The sequence below is a fragment of the Curtobacterium sp. VKM Ac-2852 genome (assembly GCF_013205045.1).
In the GTDB taxonomy this organism is placed as follows: Bacteria; Actinomycetota; Actinomycetes; order Actinomycetales; family Microbacteriaceae; genus Curtobacterium; species Curtobacterium flaccumfaciens.
On sequence record NZ_JABMLI010000005.1, the window covers coordinates 86,516 to 102,684 of the forward strand.

18 protein-coding genes and 1 pseudogene are annotated in these 16,169 nt (G+C 65.1%); 12 read left to right on the forward strand and 7 right to left on the reverse strand.

Annotated elements, in window-relative coordinates; genetic code table 11:
• Window positions 1-10 precede the first annotated feature (10 nt).
• Together HQQ79_RS18085 and HQQ79_RS18090 are read left to right on the forward strand one after the other, a co-directional pair.
• Window positions 11-376, forward strand: coding sequence for a hypothetical protein (locus HQQ79_RS18085; protein WP_173036179.1), 366 nt, complete (start codon window positions 11-13; stop codon window positions 374-376).
• Between the two features lie 129 nt (window positions 377-505).
• Window positions 506-874 (forward strand): hypothetical protein, encoded by a 369-nt coding sequence (locus HQQ79_RS18090; RefSeq protein ID WP_173036182.1) that lies wholly within the window; start codon window positions 506-508, stop codon window positions 872-874.
• Window positions 875-1,099: 225 nt separating this feature from the next.
• On the opposite strand, the gene HQQ79_RS18095 is transcribed toward HQQ79_RS18090, so the two are convergent.
• On the reverse strand, window positions 1,100-2,584 hold the full coding sequence (locus HQQ79_RS18095) for a ParB N-terminal domain-containing protein (RefSeq protein WP_173036183.1): 1,485 nt from the start codon (window positions 2,582-2,584) through the stop codon (window positions 1,100-1,102).
• Between the two features lie 110 nt (window positions 2,585-2,694).
• Window positions 2,695-3,210, reverse strand: coding sequence for a DUF3846 domain-containing protein (locus HQQ79_RS18100; protein ID WP_216852717.1), 516 nt, complete (start codon window positions 3,208-3,210; stop codon window positions 2,695-2,697).
• Window positions 3,211-3,461: 251 nt separating this feature from the next.
• Between HQQ79_RS18100 and HQQ79_RS18105 the strand changes: the two genes are divergently transcribed.
• Window positions 3,462-4,529, forward strand: coding sequence for a hypothetical protein (locus tag HQQ79_RS18105; protein ID WP_173036187.1), 1,068 nt, complete (start codon window positions 3,462-3,464; stop codon window positions 4,527-4,529).
• A 388-nt stretch (window positions 4,530-4,917) separates the two neighbouring features.
• Here the strand turns inward: HQQ79_RS18105 and HQQ79_RS18110 are convergent, their stop codons facing one another.
• The gene (locus HQQ79_RS18110; protein ID WP_173036189.1) at window positions 4,918-5,268 is read right to left on the reverse strand and encodes a hypothetical protein; all 351 of its coding nucleotides are present in this window, start codon (window positions 5,266-5,268) and stop codon (window positions 4,918-4,920) included.
• Between HQQ79_RS18110 and HQQ79_RS18115 the strand changes: the two genes are divergently transcribed.
• The 3 genes from HQQ79_RS18115 to HQQ79_RS18125 all read left to right on the forward strand — a co-directional run bounded on the left by HQQ79_RS18115 (window position 5,267) and on the right by HQQ79_RS18125 (window position 6,855).
• Window positions 5,267-5,569: a hypothetical protein gene (locus tag HQQ79_RS18115; protein ID WP_173036191.1), complete on the forward strand. Its 303-nt coding sequence runs from the start codon at window positions 5,267-5,269 to the stop codon at window positions 5,567-5,569. The two genes, HQQ79_RS18110 and HQQ79_RS18115, sit on opposite strands and share 2 nt — an antisense overlap.
• 227 nt (window positions 5,570-5,796) lie before the next feature.
• Window positions 5,797-6,039 carry a hypothetical protein gene (locus HQQ79_RS18120; RefSeq protein ID WP_173036193.1) on the forward strand — a complete coding sequence of 81 codons (243 nt, stop codon included), beginning with the start codon at window positions 5,797-5,799 and terminating at the stop codon, window positions 6,037-6,039.
• 471 nt (window positions 6,040-6,510) lie between these two features.
• On the forward strand, window positions 6,511-6,855 hold the full coding sequence (locus HQQ79_RS18125) for an Lsr2 family protein (protein ID WP_173036195.1): 345 nt from the start codon (window positions 6,511-6,513) through the stop codon (window positions 6,853-6,855).
• Between the two features lie 90 nt (window positions 6,856-6,945).
• On the opposite strand, the gene HQQ79_RS18130 is transcribed toward HQQ79_RS18125, so the two are convergent.
• Window positions 6,946-7,587, reverse strand: coding sequence for a hypothetical protein (locus tag HQQ79_RS18130; protein WP_173036197.1), 642 nt, complete (start codon window positions 7,585-7,587; stop codon window positions 6,946-6,948).
• 539 nt (window positions 7,588-8,126) lie between these two features.
• The gene (locus HQQ79_RS18440; RefSeq protein WP_216852718.1) at window positions 8,127-8,699 is read right to left on the reverse strand and encodes a GntR family transcriptional regulator; all 573 of its coding nucleotides are present in this window, start codon (window positions 8,697-8,699) and stop codon (window positions 8,127-8,129) included.
• A 376-nt stretch (window positions 8,700-9,075) separates the two neighbouring features.
• Here HQQ79_RS18440 and HQQ79_RS19015 point away from each other — a divergent pair, with 376 nt between their 5' ends.
• From HQQ79_RS19015 to HQQ79_RS18150, 4 genes are all read left to right on the forward strand, one after another.
• Window positions 9,076-9,198, forward strand: coding sequence for a hypothetical protein (locus HQQ79_RS19015; RefSeq protein WP_301952600.1), 123 nt, complete (start codon window positions 9,076-9,078; stop codon window positions 9,196-9,198).
• Between the two features lie 115 nt (window positions 9,199-9,313).
• Window positions 9,314-9,685, forward strand: coding sequence for a metalloregulator ArsR/SmtB family transcription factor (locus HQQ79_RS18140; protein ID WP_173036199.1), 372 nt, complete (start codon window positions 9,314-9,316; stop codon window positions 9,683-9,685).
• Window positions 9,666-10,709, forward strand: coding sequence for a DMT family transporter (locus HQQ79_RS18145; protein WP_367948131.1), 1,044 nt, complete (start codon window positions 9,666-9,668; stop codon window positions 10,707-10,709). Before HQQ79_RS18140 ends, HQQ79_RS18145 begins: the two co-directional genes overlap by 20 nt.
• Window positions 10,710-10,821: 112 nt before the next feature.
• The gene (locus HQQ79_RS18150) at window positions 10,822-10,992 is read left to right on the forward strand and encodes a CsbD family protein (protein WP_173036203.1); all 171 of its coding nucleotides are present in this window, start codon (window positions 10,822-10,824) and stop codon (window positions 10,990-10,992) included.
• 71 nt (window positions 10,993-11,063) lie between these two features.
• Here HQQ79_RS18150 and HQQ79_RS18155 read toward each other — a convergent pair whose 3' ends face one another.
• Together HQQ79_RS18155 and HQQ79_RS18160 are read right to left on the reverse strand one after the other, a co-directional pair.
• Window positions 11,064-11,753 carry a DUF6338 family protein gene (locus HQQ79_RS18155; RefSeq protein WP_173036205.1) on the reverse strand — a complete coding sequence of 230 codons (690 nt, stop codon included), beginning with the start codon at window positions 11,751-11,753 and terminating at the stop codon, window positions 11,064-11,066.
• Between the two features lie 447 nt (window positions 11,754-12,200).
• Window positions 12,201-12,431, reverse strand: a complete 231-nt coding sequence (locus tag HQQ79_RS18160; RefSeq protein WP_173036207.1) for a DUF2188 domain-containing protein — start codon at window positions 12,429-12,431, stop codon at window positions 12,201-12,203.
• Between the two features lie 1,340 nt (window positions 12,432-13,771).
• On the opposite strand from HQQ79_RS18160, the gene HQQ79_RS18165 reads away from it, so the two are divergent.
• Window positions 13,772-14,146, forward strand: coding sequence for a GNAT family N-acetyltransferase (locus tag HQQ79_RS18165; protein WP_173036209.1), 375 nt, complete (start codon window positions 13,772-13,774; stop codon window positions 14,144-14,146).
• Window positions 14,147-14,255: 109 nt separating this feature from the next.
• A pseudogene (locus HQQ79_RS18170) lies at window positions 14,256-16,169 on the forward strand (DUF11 domain-containing protein); the annotation flags it as partial.

Genomic DNA, 16,169 nt, shown 5'->3' on the forward strand with positions numbered 1-16,169 from the left:
TCACCTCACCATGGCAGAGCCGTCCTTCCGCAGCATCCACCGCGAACTGTTCATCTGGTTCGCAGCACGTAGCGACGTAGTCGCCGTCCAGTACAGTGACAGCACGATCACCGTCGCGCCGAAGCACCGTATGACGGAACAGGGGTCTGACTGGCCGCGGACGGTCACGGTTCGCATAGCCGAAGCGGAGCTGCAGGACGCGTGGCCCGAGTTGACGCAGGGGGCGCGCCTGCTCGAACTCAATCGGAACCGCGATCTCTCAGAGCTCGGCGCTTTCAGTCTCCTCTCCGTCCACCTCGATGAGGCGATCAACTCGATGCGGGAGCCTGGTCCAAACGGGTACGCCTACCGGGACGGCTCGTTTCAGGCAGCTTGATCCGTTCAATCAGTGGGCCGCCGCGCACCATTCGAAGTCAGTACGCCCGCCGGAGATGAGCCGTGGAGGGCCCTCGTTGTTCGGCATGTCGGTCGGGGCTGGACAGACGCTGCTGGCAGCATCCGGGGCATGAGATCTCGCCGCGGTGCCCGGAAGGGCCGGCCCAGGAACCAGGGCAACCCGAGCGTCGTCCTGCGCGCGCAGGACGACGCCGCTCCCCCGGCCGACGTCGACGTTGACGCGGGCGTTGGTCTGAGGATCGAGGTGCTGCACTCGTTCTGGGTGCAGCCGGCGGACCTGGTGGCGTGCGACGTCGACGGGTGCACCGATCCGGCGGAACCGGAGGCATGGGAGCCGGTCGACCTCGACACCGGGGCCGAGCTGCCGGGCCGGTTCTGCGACGAGCATCAGCTCGCCTGGATCACACGCCCGCGTGAGTCGACGTCGACGTCGACGTCGACGACGACGTCGACGACCGAGGATCTCGTCTCCCCCTGAGCGCTCTTGATCGCGGCACCGCTCTGCGGTGCCGTGGCGCTGCGAGCTCCGTCGAGCAGCGCCGGGGTCGGGGAGGGGGCGGAGCCCCTTGCCGCGGCGGCGGAGCCGTCGCGCGGCCCACGGACACCAGGACGGCCCGATGGGACACCTGCGGGCCGGGATGGGACACGAACCGGTGCCGGGTGGGCGTGGGGGCCACTCGTTGCGACCCCCACGCTGGTTCACCTACTCGGCGGGCGTGGCCTCGCCGTCCTCCGGCTCTGCGTCGGGCTGGATGCCTGCGGCGATCTTCTCGACCTGGCTGAGCGGGTAGCCCCACGCGGCCAACTGGCCCAGGTAGCCGCGGGAGTCGGCGTCCGGGGTGCGCCACCATTCGCGGTTCGCCGTGTTCTCGAATCCGGCGAGCACGACGGCGAGGGACACGTGCAGCCCCTTCGCGGGGTGCTGCTCGACCCACTGGGAGAGCGTGTCGCCGTCCCATCCGCTCGACTCGATGCCGAGCAGACCGCTGGCGCTCACCATGCCGGAGGCGTACCGGGTGTTGGCGTGGCGCGTGAGCGCGATCGCCAGGAACCGGGCGGCGTCCTTCGGCGCGTTCTTGCGCTGCAGGAGCGTCGCAACGAACTCGCGGCGCACGTCGTCGGCGGCGTCCCACGCCTTGTTGTTGGCGACCAGGAGCCGACGTGCAGCCTTCCGTTCCTCTGCCTCGGTTTCGGCGTCCGCGTCGGACTTCGGCTCGGCCGGGGCCGACGCCGGGACGCCGACGCCGATGCGCCCGACGCGGAGCGTGTGGACGTTCGGCGTCGCGCACACGGGGACGGCGACGACCTCGCCGTACTGTCGCACCTCGTACGCCGCGCCGGGGCACTCGGCGTGCTCGTCCTCGGTGATCGGGGTTCGATCGTCGTAGGCGATCACGTCGTCACTGGCGTTGGTGAACCGGGACAGGGGCGCGTAGTCGTCGTCATCGGTTACCACCCGCTTGCCCGCTGCGGTCAGTTCCGCGGTGAGCGCGTCCACCGCGGCGGCACGCTCCCGGTCACGGCGGAGGCGCGCAGCGACGTGGGCCAGTTCGTCGTCGTCGTAGCCCTCCGCAATCCACTCCGTCAGTTCGGTGACTGCTTCGTCGTCGCCGTCGAATTCGGCCAGGAGCAGCGCCTGGGTGAACGTCGCCTGCCCGGACGCAACGGCCGTGGCCGCGGCGTCCGACTTCGCGACGGTGAGGGTCCGCTTCACAGCGTCACGCTTCGTGCCAGTCTCGCGGGCGATCGCGGTGACCGACAGGCCCTCGATTTCCAACTGGCGGTACGCGGCGAGCCGGTCACCGTCCGTCAGGGCGGTGCGGCGCTCGTTGGCGACCAACTGCTCCGCGATCCGCTTGGCGGTGCTGTCCCCACGGGCCGTGACGAACACCGGGACGGTGGTCCCGGCCTCGCGGGCGGCGAGGACGCGCATCTGGCCGTCGCGGACCACCACGGCCCCGTCGGCGTTCCGGTAGCCGATGGTCGGCAGGAGCACCCCGTGCTGCTTCACGGAGGCCAGGAACGCGGGGTCGAGGTCGGCCGCGGTGCGGACGTTGTCCTCGATCACCACATCGGCTGCGGTGACCTCCACCAGGGCCACCCCGGCCGCGGCCGGTGCAGCCTCAATGGTCGGTGCGTCGGTCTGGGGCTGGTCCGTCAGGTGGGTGACGGTGATGTTCTCAGTCATGGTCATTTCGTTTGCTACGCTTTCCGGTAGTGACCGGGTGCGGGTCCTGGCAAGTAGTGATTGTCGGGAACTCCGCACCCGGTCTTTTCTATGGGTGGGACTGCTGGGTGTTACTGCTGGCGGAACACTGCGGACAGTGCTTCCGCCCGGGTGAGCGCCGTCCGTGCGTGCTGGAAGGCGCGCATGACGGCCGTGTACTGATCTGGCGACAGCGACCGGGTGTCCCCGGCCTCGTCGTAGGTCAGGAACAGGACCGTCCCGAACAGCGGCGACGCCGCCCGGGAACGCCCGAGAGCAACCGCCGCCACGGTGGCGAGGTCGTTGCGCTCCCCCGCGTACATGCCCTCGTCATCGATCCACGCATCGATCCGATCTTCAAGGCGGACCACGTCCACCAGGCGGCACCCGATCTGCTCCCGCGTGCCCTGCAGAGTGGACTGCGCCGCGTTCACAACGACGCCTTCAACCGCACCATCTGCGGTCGCTCGAATACCCATCAACTTCATTTCCTCTTCCTCTCCCTTTCGTTGTTTGCCCGGGAAGGCACGAAGTGCCGATAGGACGAGGAGCCGGGGTGCAAGCCCAAAGCGGCGACGCTCCGAGAAGTTTCGACCGGCGCCGTCCACCGACGAAGGAGCTCCACACGACGGTGCCGGTCGAAAGTTCTCGCGTGCGGCGGTGGCGACGGCTTGCGGCCCGGAACCTCGTCCGTACAATCGCCGAAGGCTTCCCGGGCAAACAACGAACCCCCTGGGGGTTCGACAAGCACTGGCCGGCTTGCCGGCTCCCCTCAGTCAGAACAGCCCGCCGAAGGCGGTCCTGGGATGGGTGCGCAGGCGCAGGCCGGGCGAAGCTTTCCAACGACGAGGAGTCACACGTGCTCGAGACAGCGCTCATCCAACCGGGCGTCGACGCGTCAGAGCAGATGGAGTCCATGCTTGCCGGCGATCTGCACGCGATCATCTGGCGTCACGACCCACACGATCCGGGTGGTGCGGATCTCCGCGACTACGTTCTCGGAGCTGCCAGGAGCGTCCGCTCGAACTTGCATAGTGCGCTCGTGCAGCTCGAGTCATACCGCGAGGCGCGCTACAAGTCGGACAACGCGCTCATCCTCTGGATCTCCAGTCAGGGTTCCGCGTCGCAAAGCACGAACTATATGCCGGCGGGGCAGCACATCGAGGAGCTCAGCACGCGCCTCAACGCTCATCAACAAGCCCTCTTCACAGCGCTGGGTGCCGCACTCGACTGCACAGCTGCCGTCTGTGTCGCCGTCAGTGGGTTGAGGATGAACGTACGGCGTGCAGACATGCCCGCGCTGCTACCCACGTCCGACGACGCGAACTTCCCGACCGAAGGTCGAAGTGACAGCCTGAAAAAGGCCATGCGGCCTGCACCCGAACACTTGGCCGAGCTGCAGCACCAGATTCTGCGCGGGATCAGCGGCTCCTACATGGCAGCCGGGCCCTCCGGCTGGCTGCGTTGGATGCTCGACGCTCGGAACACCGCCGTGCATCGCGAGCAGTCGACGAATTACATCTTCTTCGAGGGAGACAAGAGGACTGGCTGGACCATTCACCGGAAACTCCACCGTCACCCGCAGATGAGCAACCTGCAGTCCGTCCGATCCTCGGATTCGCCTGCAGCGATGCTCCTCGAGGAAGACGCACTCGTGACGATGGAAGAGTGCATCCGGGCCACGAGCTTCCTTGTCCAGGGTGTAGGCGCAGTCGTCGAGGCGGAGTGGGCGAAGCGTCGAATCGCGCTCGACATCCGTGTGCCAATCAGTGTGCAGTGGGACAAAGCGAAGCCGTCGGCCTTCGATGGCTTCAAACCCGGCTCGGCGAAGTTCGAACCGAAGCCAGGCACCGTGCTGGTGATGAACCCGCGCGACGGCGCACGGCTCGCTGCCGGCGGTGTTCTCGACTCTCCTGGCGAAAGCTAAGCGGCCCCGGCCTGTTAGGGGGAACAGACCGGGGCCGGCTGCAGCTCGAGCGAAGTTGGGGGGCTGCTCGAGCCGCGGCGCCCGAAGCCACTGGGGGGAATGGTCCGGGCGCAGACCATCACGGTACGCACGAGCCCCGACGTCGGCAACCGCGGCGGCTATGACGTCGCTGAGAGCTCCACGCGGTGCTTCACAGCGGCCCTCCACACCCACGCCGCGGTCGCGGCGATCGCCTTCGCTTCCACGCGGCGATCGACACCGCGGTAGGTGCGGATCCACGCGTGCACGGACGCTGCCGGGACGACGTCGCCCGCGGGGCCTCCGCGGGCGTCTGCGGGCAGCGACACGGCTTCCTCGGGCACCCAGCGGCCACGCCGGCGCACGCCCATCAGCGGCGCCCGTGAGGCTTCAGAGCCCGCTTCTTGATCCGCTCGAGGGGTAGCCACACGTGGTGCACGAAGCACATGTGGACCAGCTGCACGTAGACGGTGTCGGCGTCCGCCTGCTCAACGAACCCGGGGCAGGTCTGCGGGTCCGACCGGGTGAACTCGACCCGCGCCCACACCGCTGGGTACCCGGACACTCGCTCCGGCGCCAGCGGGGCGTCGACACCGAGGGGCTGGTCCTCGGGCGGATCGGGGTGAATGGGCGGCGCCCACCGGTGTCCGGGCATGCCACCGATGATGACCGCGCCCGCCGACACCAGCGGTGTCGGATCCCGCTGCGACGATGGATCCATGACCACCGTCCGCGGCACCATCCGCTCCACGAACACCATCACCGCCGACGGCCACGCAGACGACCAGAGCACCGCCCATGCCCGCGCCATCGACGGCCTGAACCTGACCGGGTACGACGTCGTGCAGACGAACACGATGAGCTCAACCGCGGCCGGGAACATCACCGTCCGCGCCGTCGCCAGGTCGACCGAGATCCAGCCGCACGAAGCGTCCAGACCGAACTACGCCGCCGCCCTCGCGGCGGACCGGCAGTCGATCCCCGACGGGTGGATCAGCCTCGGCATCACAGTCGACGCCTGACACAGACGGTCACGGCCAGCGAGGCTCGCCGTCCAGACCGCGACCGGTAGTCAAGCTGGGGCCCGTCTTGGTAGGCGCGGGGCTTGCGTTGACCTACAGCGCGCATCCGGATGAGCCGCCGTCGTAAGCGCGCACATCGCCGAACCGACTTGATAGCGCCCTCAGTAAATAGCCGACAAGATAGGAGCAGCAAGCAGAATGGTTCTGCTTCACCACAGGGAGAAGCCATGACGGACGACAAGATCAAGACCGAGTTTCGCGAAACGTTCGTAGACCCGAACAACGCCGGGTTGTTTCTCGAATCGACCGGACTGGACGGTTACAACTGGGGCTCGTACGATCGCGTTGAAACCGAAGACGCTCTGTCAGAGATCGCTCCCGATGCTGAGAGCGATCAGCTCGAACGGCTCGCTGTCGAGCTCAACGGCGAATTTCCCGCTTGGGTGCGCCGTACCGACCTCGTGAAGTAACCATGACTCTCGATAGCGCGACCCTCACGCGCGCCAGCCGATCGCTTCGCGGCTACAACATGGCTGGCAGGCAGCAGGCCCGCGATGAGGCTCACGCGGCTCTTTCTGACCTGATCCTCGAAGCCCAAGCACAGGGAGACGAGGAGGCTTTCAACGTGTTGAACCACGCACGTGACCTTCTCGGTTTGGGGCCCGCACAGGCAAATGACGCTGACAACCTGCTCGACGCACTGGCACGGTCGCGCCGGACGTAAGCCGGCGGGATGCGAGCGTGATGCGGCTTGGTGACGGCACACCGCATCACCATCTCCGCGCTCAACTTACGCAGGTGGCCTGCCCGCGGGGGTGTGATTACAGACCGGAATACGGTATCCCTTCCGATAGCGACCAGCTATCCGAAGTGGAAATCCTCGTAGGAGCCGTCAGATGTGCCAAGGTGGAGGCGTTCTCTAGCGAAAGGCAGTCTCCGCCATGGCTCAGAAAGTCACCACACACCTTGTCGATGACCTCACCGGTGAGACCATCGAAGACGGCAAGGGCCGCACAATCACGTTCGGCTTCGACAGCACCAACTACGAGATCGATCTGACCGACGACAACGTGGACAAGCTCCGCGACGCGTTCTCGGACTACATCGCTGCCGCACGCAAGACGGGCGCTCGCACCAGTCGAAACTCCTCCAGCGGCGCCCCGAAGCGCGGGAACTCCGAGGAGCTTGGCAAGATCCGCGAGTGGGCGGCCGCCAACGGCTACGAAGTGTCCTCTCGCGGCCGAATCAGCCAGGTCGTTCGTGACGCGTACCACGCTGGACACTGACACCACGGCCCGCTGACCGATCGCTAGCCGGACACCAGCACCTTCAGGCAGGCACGGTTCAAAGCGCACACGCTCATGTGTAGGAGCGAATCAGCCAGCCGACGATCGCACTGACCGCGTACATCCGATGGTGGGCATCTTCCTCGTCACTGAGTCCGGGTGCGAACCTGCCTTGTGGCTCAGCTTCCAGAGCCCGCGAACGTACTCATTCGGCCCGAAAGGCAGCAAGCCCTTTCCTGCCAGCGCATCGATCGCTTCGCCACCGCCGCGGGTTGGGGTGGTTCCGGTATGAGCTGTGGCGAGCTCCACCAACACAGACTCGAATGTTGTGCGCAGCTGACCGTTGGATGCTGCCCAGTTCCGCGCGCGGAAAGCGTTCAACGCCTGGTCGTAGTGTCCGGCAGCTGTCGTGAAGCCCTTCGTGTTGAGCTGGGCTGCGAGGTCAGACGAGAGCGTGGTGACCGGCAGCGCGGTGTAGCCCAGAGGGGTTACTGTCCACCGAACCTCGGTGGTTGGGGTACCCCAACCCGTGGCAGCAACCAGCGTCGACTCTGGGGTGCAGGTGAACCCATCGGTACGCAGCGACTCCAGTAGTTGTCGCACCCACTCAGGCGAGCTAGGCCCGTCTTCGTGATTGCGCAAGACGGTAGCAGCGAGGTCGACGAGTTCACCTTCCTTCCCGTTCGCGAAAGCCGCCTCGAGAGCAAGGCTCGAGCGCTTGGCCACGCTCACCGACAAGGATTTACGATTCTCGGATCCCGGGTCTGCATCCCCCCAGACTGTGTTGCATCAGGAAGCTGCCGAGGGTGGCTTGCGAGTTCTTCGCAGCCACGCGTTAGATGAGATAGCCGACGGTCTTCTGCGAGATGTGCACGCAACGGACCCTACCCATCACGCCCGGCTCTGAACCATCACGCCCCTCTCGGCAGAGCAGGCCAGCTCGGGTGGCCCGGACCCACCGCCCGACATCGGGTCCTTGAAGCGGTCCGTTTACGCCCCACCGTCGGTTCCCGGGCAGGATTCGACGTCTGGAAGCGAAGTTGATACGGGTGGACTCGAGCTCAGCGGCGATCTCTAGAGCGTGCGATAGCCCATCGTTCACCGCACGATCTCCACGAGCCCGCTGGCTGTGTACACGGACCGGAGGAGGTGATCTCGACTCCGGTCCGCGCAGGAGCTGGTGAGACCCCTGCGCGTGACCGTAGCCCTGGGAACACGACGGCGCAGGCAACAGTCCGCGATACGTCGCACCCCGTGCCGAGTGCCGGCCGTCAGATCTTCGCGAGTGCGCCAGCCGTCGCGGCCGCCGCGTCCCAGTCGATGGTCGCGTCCGGCGCAGGGGCATGGAACTTCACTCGTCCACGCACCGCCGCTTCGGTCGCCGTGTAGAGCGGGTTGTCGAACCCGCCGATCAGCGCCGCGACAGCGTCCTGCAGCCCCCGGTACGCGTCGACGTCGTGCGCGTCGACGCCGGCAGTGACCTTGCTCGCAGCAGCAGCCGCGGTCTTCCGCGCATCCGCGGTCGCGGCGGCGGCGTGGTCGATCGCCCACACGTGCAGCGCGGCCAGGAGCATGGCCGCCTGGTCGTGCGCCGGGCCGGAGAGGCTTGCGACCCGGGTGTACCGGTTCGCGGCCATCTCCACGAGACCTTCGGACTCGAGCCGGGCGATCGCTTCCCGCACCGGGGTACGAGAGACACCGAGCCAGCTCGTGAGCTCGTCATCGTTCAGGCGCTCCCCCGCCTCGAGCGTGCCGTTCTCGATCGCCTCGAGCATCTGCTCGTAGACGACGTCACGGAGAAGACGGCGGGGACCCTGGCTGGTCGGAGACTTCGGTACAGGCATGCCGGGACCATATCCCGGATATCACGTCGGCTGTGCAGGCTCGCGAGATAGTGGCCCGTCACGAGCGAGCGGGTGCCGCCTCAGCTGAGGTGACACCCGCCCGTTTCAATGTGGCTTGATGAGTGGGTTCGGTTGCCCCGGTCCTGGCTTCGATGGCGGTTTCGGTGGTGGAGACTGCTGCCCGCGTTGCATGTTCATCCTCTCCGTACGTGCCGCATCGTTGCGACCCAGCCAACGTTATCCCGTCCTGCCGCGCAGCACTACATGTAGTGGTCCCTGGCGTGTCGCGACACTACATAAGCGGTTTGTGTCACGCTTGTTGTGGCCGACCGCGCAGACAAGATGCGCCAGCGGAGCCGGGAAGGAGCGCAGAATCTTGACGAAGGGAAGCACGGGCAAAGGCCAGTCGCGGAGCTCGGTCACGGGCAAGTTCGTGAAGAGCAGCTACGCGAAGTCGCACCCGAACACGACGCAGACCTCGCACAAGAAGAGCAAGTAAGAAGCGCCGCACAGCGGTGACTCGCTAGCGGGGGTCCGGGCAACCGGGTCCCCGCTAGTGCTCTGTCCGTCCGTAGACGATCTCTAGCCGGACACGTGTATGCAACAATCTGCGTATGGATGCAGATAGCAGGTGCGGCCGCCACGTCGACAGCGACTACGTGGAGCTGGCGGTCGAGGTGTTCAGCATGCTCGCCGACGCCACACGAGTGCGGATCGTGCTGGCGCTCTCCGACGGCGAGCTCCCCGTGAACGACCTCGCTGCGCAGGTCGGTAAGTCACCGGCCGCGGTCTCGCAACACCTCGCCAAGCTGCGCCTGGCCCGCGTGGTCGCCACCCGACAGGAAGGCACACGCGTCTTCTACCGGCTGACCAACGAGCACGCTCGACAGCTCGTGTCGGATGCGATCTTCCAGGCCGAGCACCAGCTCGACGGCACCCCCGCCCACCACCACGAGGGAGCTGCGCGTGCTGAGCGCTCTGCGTAGCCGCGGCGTCCGGGCAGCACTGCTGTCCGCGGTGCTCTTCGGCGCGGGAACACCGGCCGCGAAGATGCTCCTCGACGCGGTCAGCCCGTTCATGCTCGCCGGGCTGCTCTACACCGGGTCAGGGCTCGGGCTCGGCCTCATCCGACTCATCCGCCGCTCACCCCGCGTGCACCTCACTCGGGGCGAGCGGCTGCCCCTCGCCGGAGCGATCCTGTTCGGCGGGATCCTCGGCCCGGTCCTCCTGCTGATCGGCCTGGTGAACATGCCAGCGTCGGGAGCGTCACTGCTCCTCAACGCTGAGGGTGTCGCGACAGCACTGCTGGCCTGGTTCGTGTTCCGGGAGAACTTCGACCGCCGCATCGCACTCGGCATGCTCGCGATCGTCGCCGGAGCCGTCGTGCTGACCGTCCCGGCAGGGATCGAGTTCGGCAGCGCCTGGCCGTCGCTCGCGATCCTCGGTGCATGTCTGTCGTGGGGCATCGACAACAACCTCACCCGAAAGGTCGCCATCCACGACGCGTCCTGGCTCGCCGCCATCAAGGGCGGCGTCGCCGGCCCCGTCAACCTGGTCCTCGCGTTCCTCCTCGGCGCGCAGCTGCCCGCCGTCGGCAACGTCGCCGCCGCGATGGTGGTCGGCTTCTTCGCATACGGCGTGAGCCTGGTGCTCTTCATCGTTGCGCTCCGCCACGTCGGCACCGCCCGCGCCGGCGCCTACTACTCGGTGGCCCCCTTCTTCGGCGCTGTCCTCGCGATCATCCTCGGCGAACCCGTCACCGTGCCCCTCGTCGTCGCCGGCATCCTCATGGCCATCGGCATCTGGCTCCACCTCACCGAACGCCACGAACACGAACACACCCACGAGGCCGTCACCCACGACCACTGGCACCACCACGACGAGCACCACCAGCACGAACACGAAGAACCAGTCGCCGCCGGCACCTGGCACCGGCACGTCCACACCCACGAGCCGATCACCCACACCCACGAGCACTACCCCGACAGCCACCACCGCCACACCCACTGAAAGCGCTCGAGCTGCAGGCTTCGATGGCTGGAAAGCCGCTGCAAGTAGCCACGTACAGCGTCGGTACTTTCGAGACACACGCAACGGTGCGTCAATCACAGAGGAGATGAACATGGGTCTGGACGACAAGATCAAGAACGCCGCGCAGGACATCGCGGGGAAGGCAAAGGAAGCCCTCGGCGACCACAAGGGCGATGACAGTCTGAAGGCCGAGGGGCAGAAGGATCAGGCTGCTGCGTCGACGAAGAAGGTCGGCGAGGACGTCAAGGACGTCTTCAAGTAACACGCACCTCACGACTGATGGCCCGTCTCCTGCAGGAGACGGGCCATCAGCATTGCTGGGGCCGCGACGATCTACTCCTCGATCGTGCCGCCGACTTCCGGTTCGTCGACGGGAACGAAGGCAGCATGGAGCTGTTCGATCTCGCCGGCTTCGATGACGACGTAGTCCACCCCCTCGAGCGGTTCGACATCGTCGCTTCCGCTTGGGCGGTATTGAGGCTGCGTCAGGACGATGGCGCGGTGTGGGTGGGGGTCAGGGTCATTGTCGAACTCCCACAGGACGCCGCTGACCCATCCGCCTGACTTGAGCACCATGGCGACCTGGACCACCTCGTCTTCTGGGGCATCGCCGAACAGACGAGTCCAGGCGGACGTGTCTCGCGGGATTGCGGATCGCCAGATCCGGTTGAGGCCGCGCCTGTCGGCCCACTCCGAACCGAGAAGGTAGCCGAGGAGAGTGGCGAGGGCGGCCGTACCGATCGCGGCGAAGATCGAGACTGCTAGGTGGTCGTGTACCCATCGAAGGTCGCCTGCGGCGAGTTCGCTGAGCCGGGTGCGAAGATCGGTCCACCAGATGGATGCGACCGCGACGATCGCGGCAACGATGGCGTCGCAAACAGCGCTCACGAAGACCAGCGCAGCAGTCTCTCGCAGGGCGGTGCGTTTGACTGCAGGCTGGTGGCCCTCCCGCGCGAAGATGAACGCCACTCCCGGGAACAGGGCGAAGACGTAGAAGGCAACCCCCAGCGCACTCGTAGGCATCGAACCCCTTTCCCGGTCATAATGCTAGGAGGAGGCAGAGCGATGGCGAAGTCAGCGGGTGGTCAGTCACGAAACTCGGTCACGGGCAAGTTCGTGACCGGCACGTACGCGAAGTCGGGTGGCGGTTCGTCCCGCACGACTGAGCGTGGCATGCAGGCGGCACACGTGCAGTACCGCCCAGCACCACGGTCCGCCAACTCTCAGATCAAGCCGCCGGCGAGCTCGGTGCAAGCGAAGCGGCAAGGGCAGTGACCAACAAGCCTCGGAAGCCGGACGGACAGTTCGGGATTCAGCCGGCGAACGTGCAACGTCCACCAGCGGTCCGCCCGTCGACGTCTCAGATCAAGCCACCGAAGCCGCCGAAGTCGAAGTAGCCGCAGCGCTGCTGCATAAGAGAGGCCCGATCACCGCTAGGTGACCGGGCCTCGTTGCGAAGGGATGCTCGGGTCAGCCCTTCACGTTCTTCGGGTCGTTGCCGGGCGCGATCGTGTCCTTCGCGCGCACCTGACCCTCTCGGTTATGGATGGAGAGTTCACCACCACCCTGGTGGTTGATGATCGTCCGTGCACGGTCGATCGCCTCAGCCTGAGTGTCAGCGTGTGCCGAGGCTCGACTTCCGCCGCCTCGCACGTCCCAACCACCATTCGGGTTGGGCACCACGTTCCTGTTGCTACTCATGTCACCTCCTTTGTCGCGTTGACTCTAACCCGCGCCACCGACACCTACATGTGAAACGCCAGCGAGACGAGCTGCAAAGGACACTTGGCGCCCGCCGGCGTCTCGATAGCCGATCGGCCACCGAGACGGGTCAAGCTCAAAAGTTGGGGTGCCGGACGATGAGCACACCGCCGGTGACAAGTACCGCGACACCCAACCAACCCAGCGTGGTCGCCGCCAGCCAAGTGCCGTCGTGGAGCGGCTCCATGTGCGCGGGGCAGACGGTGGTTGTCGCGTGGCTGTACAGGTGCGGCCGCTGGTAGCAGGGTCCGCCGCTGACTTGCTGCTGGTGGTGTGCGGCAGTGTTCACTCCGACGAGTACGAGGACAACGCCGGGCGACGATGAGCAGCACATCAGTCATCGCTCCGTTGCGCCGACGAGTGTCCATCAACTGCCTCTGGGCTCGCTCAACCCTTCGTTTCCGCCGGTGCTGCCACTGGAGGTACTCACCCTGAAGCTCCGCGTCGTCGCCGAGCAGCCTGTCTACCCGGCCCTGCCACGGGTCGCCCTCCCGGCACCCAAGACGTCGCCGGCCCGCGGCTGTGGCGAATTCGGATCGGAACGTATCGTGTGTCATCTCCCCCACCGCTGCAGCGTAGCGGGACACCGCCAGTTGAAGAATCGGCAACCGACAAGGCGCGGCACACGAATTCACGCAGTTGCAGAGCGTTCAGCGAAAGTCGTAGTCCTCGTCCATGCCGCTCGAGAGCCAGATGTCCTCCGCATCCGAGGGACTGAGCGCCTCGGACAAAGGCGTGTCATCGCCAACGAGATGATCGTTGCCGATCATGCATCGACACTGTTCAGACGTGTCGTCGTCCTCGTTGACCTTCTGATGTGCCGGTCCCGTGGGCATCGACCTACGTCCCCTCGGTTATATTGACCACAAATTGAAGAATAGTCCGTTCGAGAGGGTCGCGCGACGAAACTTCTACGCGGATACCGGCCCCGTGCTCGATCGCTGGGGTCAGGTGAGAGTCCGGTAGCCGTTTGGCTGCCGCACGGCCCGGCGCCAGTGTCCATGACCTTGGAAGTCCGCGGCCGCAGGTGTCGCAGCTGACCCGCCCGGTGAGGTGCCCGGCTGTGGAGCGCTACGCGAGACTCAGCGAGCATGGTCGACCAGGTCATCAGGCACGACAGCATCCTCAACCGCACCTTGGGCTTCGCTGCAGAGCCGAAGTAGCCCGTCGAGCTGGCGGCCAAGGGCCGAGCAGCGCCGCGTGGCCGCCCCTGGGATCATCGAAAAACCTGCAAGAACCGAAGCGACCACGTTCAAGCACGTCAGCCGTAGCGTGAACCCGTGGACGAGATCCAATCTGACAGTTACCCGTTACACCCAGCCTTCGACCCTGAACTCGCAGCGTGGCGCACATCGATTGAGGACCTCCCCTCTGCGGAGTTCACGATCCGGCGCGCGACAGCAGATTCGTTGGACGCTCGCCGGCTGCAGTACATGCAGGTCGAATGCGAACCGATCATCACCCAATCAGAGTCCGAAAACGACAAAACGATCGCCGGACAGTTGGTGTTCTTCGCGATGATCGGCGCGACACAGGTCGGGTTTTGCGAGTCGACGACCGGCACCGCGGCATCGGATCCGGTGTTCATCCAGGCCGTGGGGGTCGTGAGAGCCGCGCGGGGCCGCGGCATCGGTCTTGCACTGATGCGCAGCTGAGTGGTGCATGCCCCTGCCACTTGCGGCTTCCCACCTCGATCGGGGAGACTTGAGTCCACTGAGCCAGACCTCATAATAGGCGAGGCGACGCAGAGCATACGGAGACTCCTTGCGATCAAAAGCATTTTATCGAGCACTCGCGGTCGCGGGCGTGCTCGTCGCAGCGACTTTCTCCTCGGGGCTCTGGCCCACATCCGCAGACCCCGCCTATGCGGCCACTGGCGATCCTTTTCCCGCATCCGATCCCACAGTTTTTGTCGCTCAAGCCGTCCCCACCAGGCTATATAAAGCAATCACAGATTCATCAGGTAACGTCAATTTCACACCCGAGGGGCCGGCCGCGCCTGTCGAATACAATGCCCTCGCCTACAATACTGCAGACAACTATCTCTATGCTATTGTATATACAACCTCCGGCACAAGCGATCTCCCCGCAAATTCCTTGGTCCGCATCGGCCAGGGTGGAGCATTAACACGAGTCGGAAATAACACATACCCCACGCCAGACACTTGGGATGCCGCCGCTTTCGGCGGTGACGGATACTTCTATATCGGCAGTACCGGTTCAAGCGATAATACAACCCTCGAAGCGATTGACGTTACAACGGGCTCTGTCGTCAAGACAGTCACATTGAACCAGGCGTTGCGCGCAGGGGACTTCGCCTTCGCGCAGGGGTTCTTCTGGGGGCAGACTGCTTCCGGAGGTCAGTCGCAGATACAGCGCATCGATCCAGCCACCGGCAACGTTTCGGTTTTCGATTCCCCAGTGAGTCTCAATGCAGGCCTGGAAGGTGCTGCATGGACATACGGTAACGGCAACCTCGGCTTTTCGCGAAATAGTAATGGCGAAGTAAGCCAGGTTGCAGTGCAGAACCCCGCTTCTGCCCAGCCCGTTTTCACATTGGTCTCCACGAGCAAGGGGCCCTCGAGTGCACGGAACGACGGCGCTGCCTCCCCCGGTCAGTTCACCGACCTGGCAATTTCGAAATCTGGACCTTCAAAATTCCGACCCGGCGATCGAATTACCTACAACATATCCGTTTTGAACAACGGCCCCTCCCCTTCGAGTGGCTACACGGTCAAGGATGACTTACCATCTTCACTCACCAATATTCAGAGCACCTCCGCAGCATGCTCTGTGAATGAGCAAATAGTCACTTGCACGGGCGGCCAAACGGCATCCGGAGACTCGGAAACGTTCACTATAAGCGCGACTACATCTTCCCCAGATACAACCTTGTTGACCAATTCCGCGACTGTTCTCGCCAATGAAGATGACCCCGACACCACCAACAATACGGCGTCCCAATCCGCTTCGCCGGTAGGCTTGGACCTAGTGAAAAAAGCTGGTGCAGCAACGGATGTCAATGACGATGGCCTGATCGACGCAGGTGACACAATACCTTACACTTTCACAGTCACCAATATTGGTTCCGTCCCGGTGTCGGAAATTAGCGTTGACGACAAGCTCTTGAGCTCGGTATCTTGCCCAGCGGGTTCGCTGAGTGCGGGCTCCACCACGACCTGCACGAGCGACAAACCTTATGTAATTACTAATGCGGACGAAGTCGCCGGCAGCGTGGTGAACACCGCAACAGCTTCGGGAACAGCGTCAGACGGCAGCACCGTCACTACCCCGCAGTCTCGAGCGACGACAGTGATAACTGCGCCGGCGCCGGCGTTGACGATCGATGCCACGGCGTCGAAGCCCACCGCGTCAGCAGGGCAGAAGGTTGACTACACGTTCACGGTCACCAACTCCGGCAATGTCACGATCACGGATCTCGCTGTCGCGTCCAGCAACTTCACCGGCACCGGCACCCTGTCCGACATCAGCTGCCCAACAACCACGCTCGCTGTCGGAGCGAACACTGACTGCACCGCCACTTACACCCTGACCCAGGCAGACATCAACGCTGGCAGCGTGAGCAACACCGTGACCGCGAATGGGACCGCTCCGTCCGGCTCAGCAGTCGCCTCGAGCTCCAGCACTGCCGTCGTGACTCTTGCAGCAGCGCCGGCG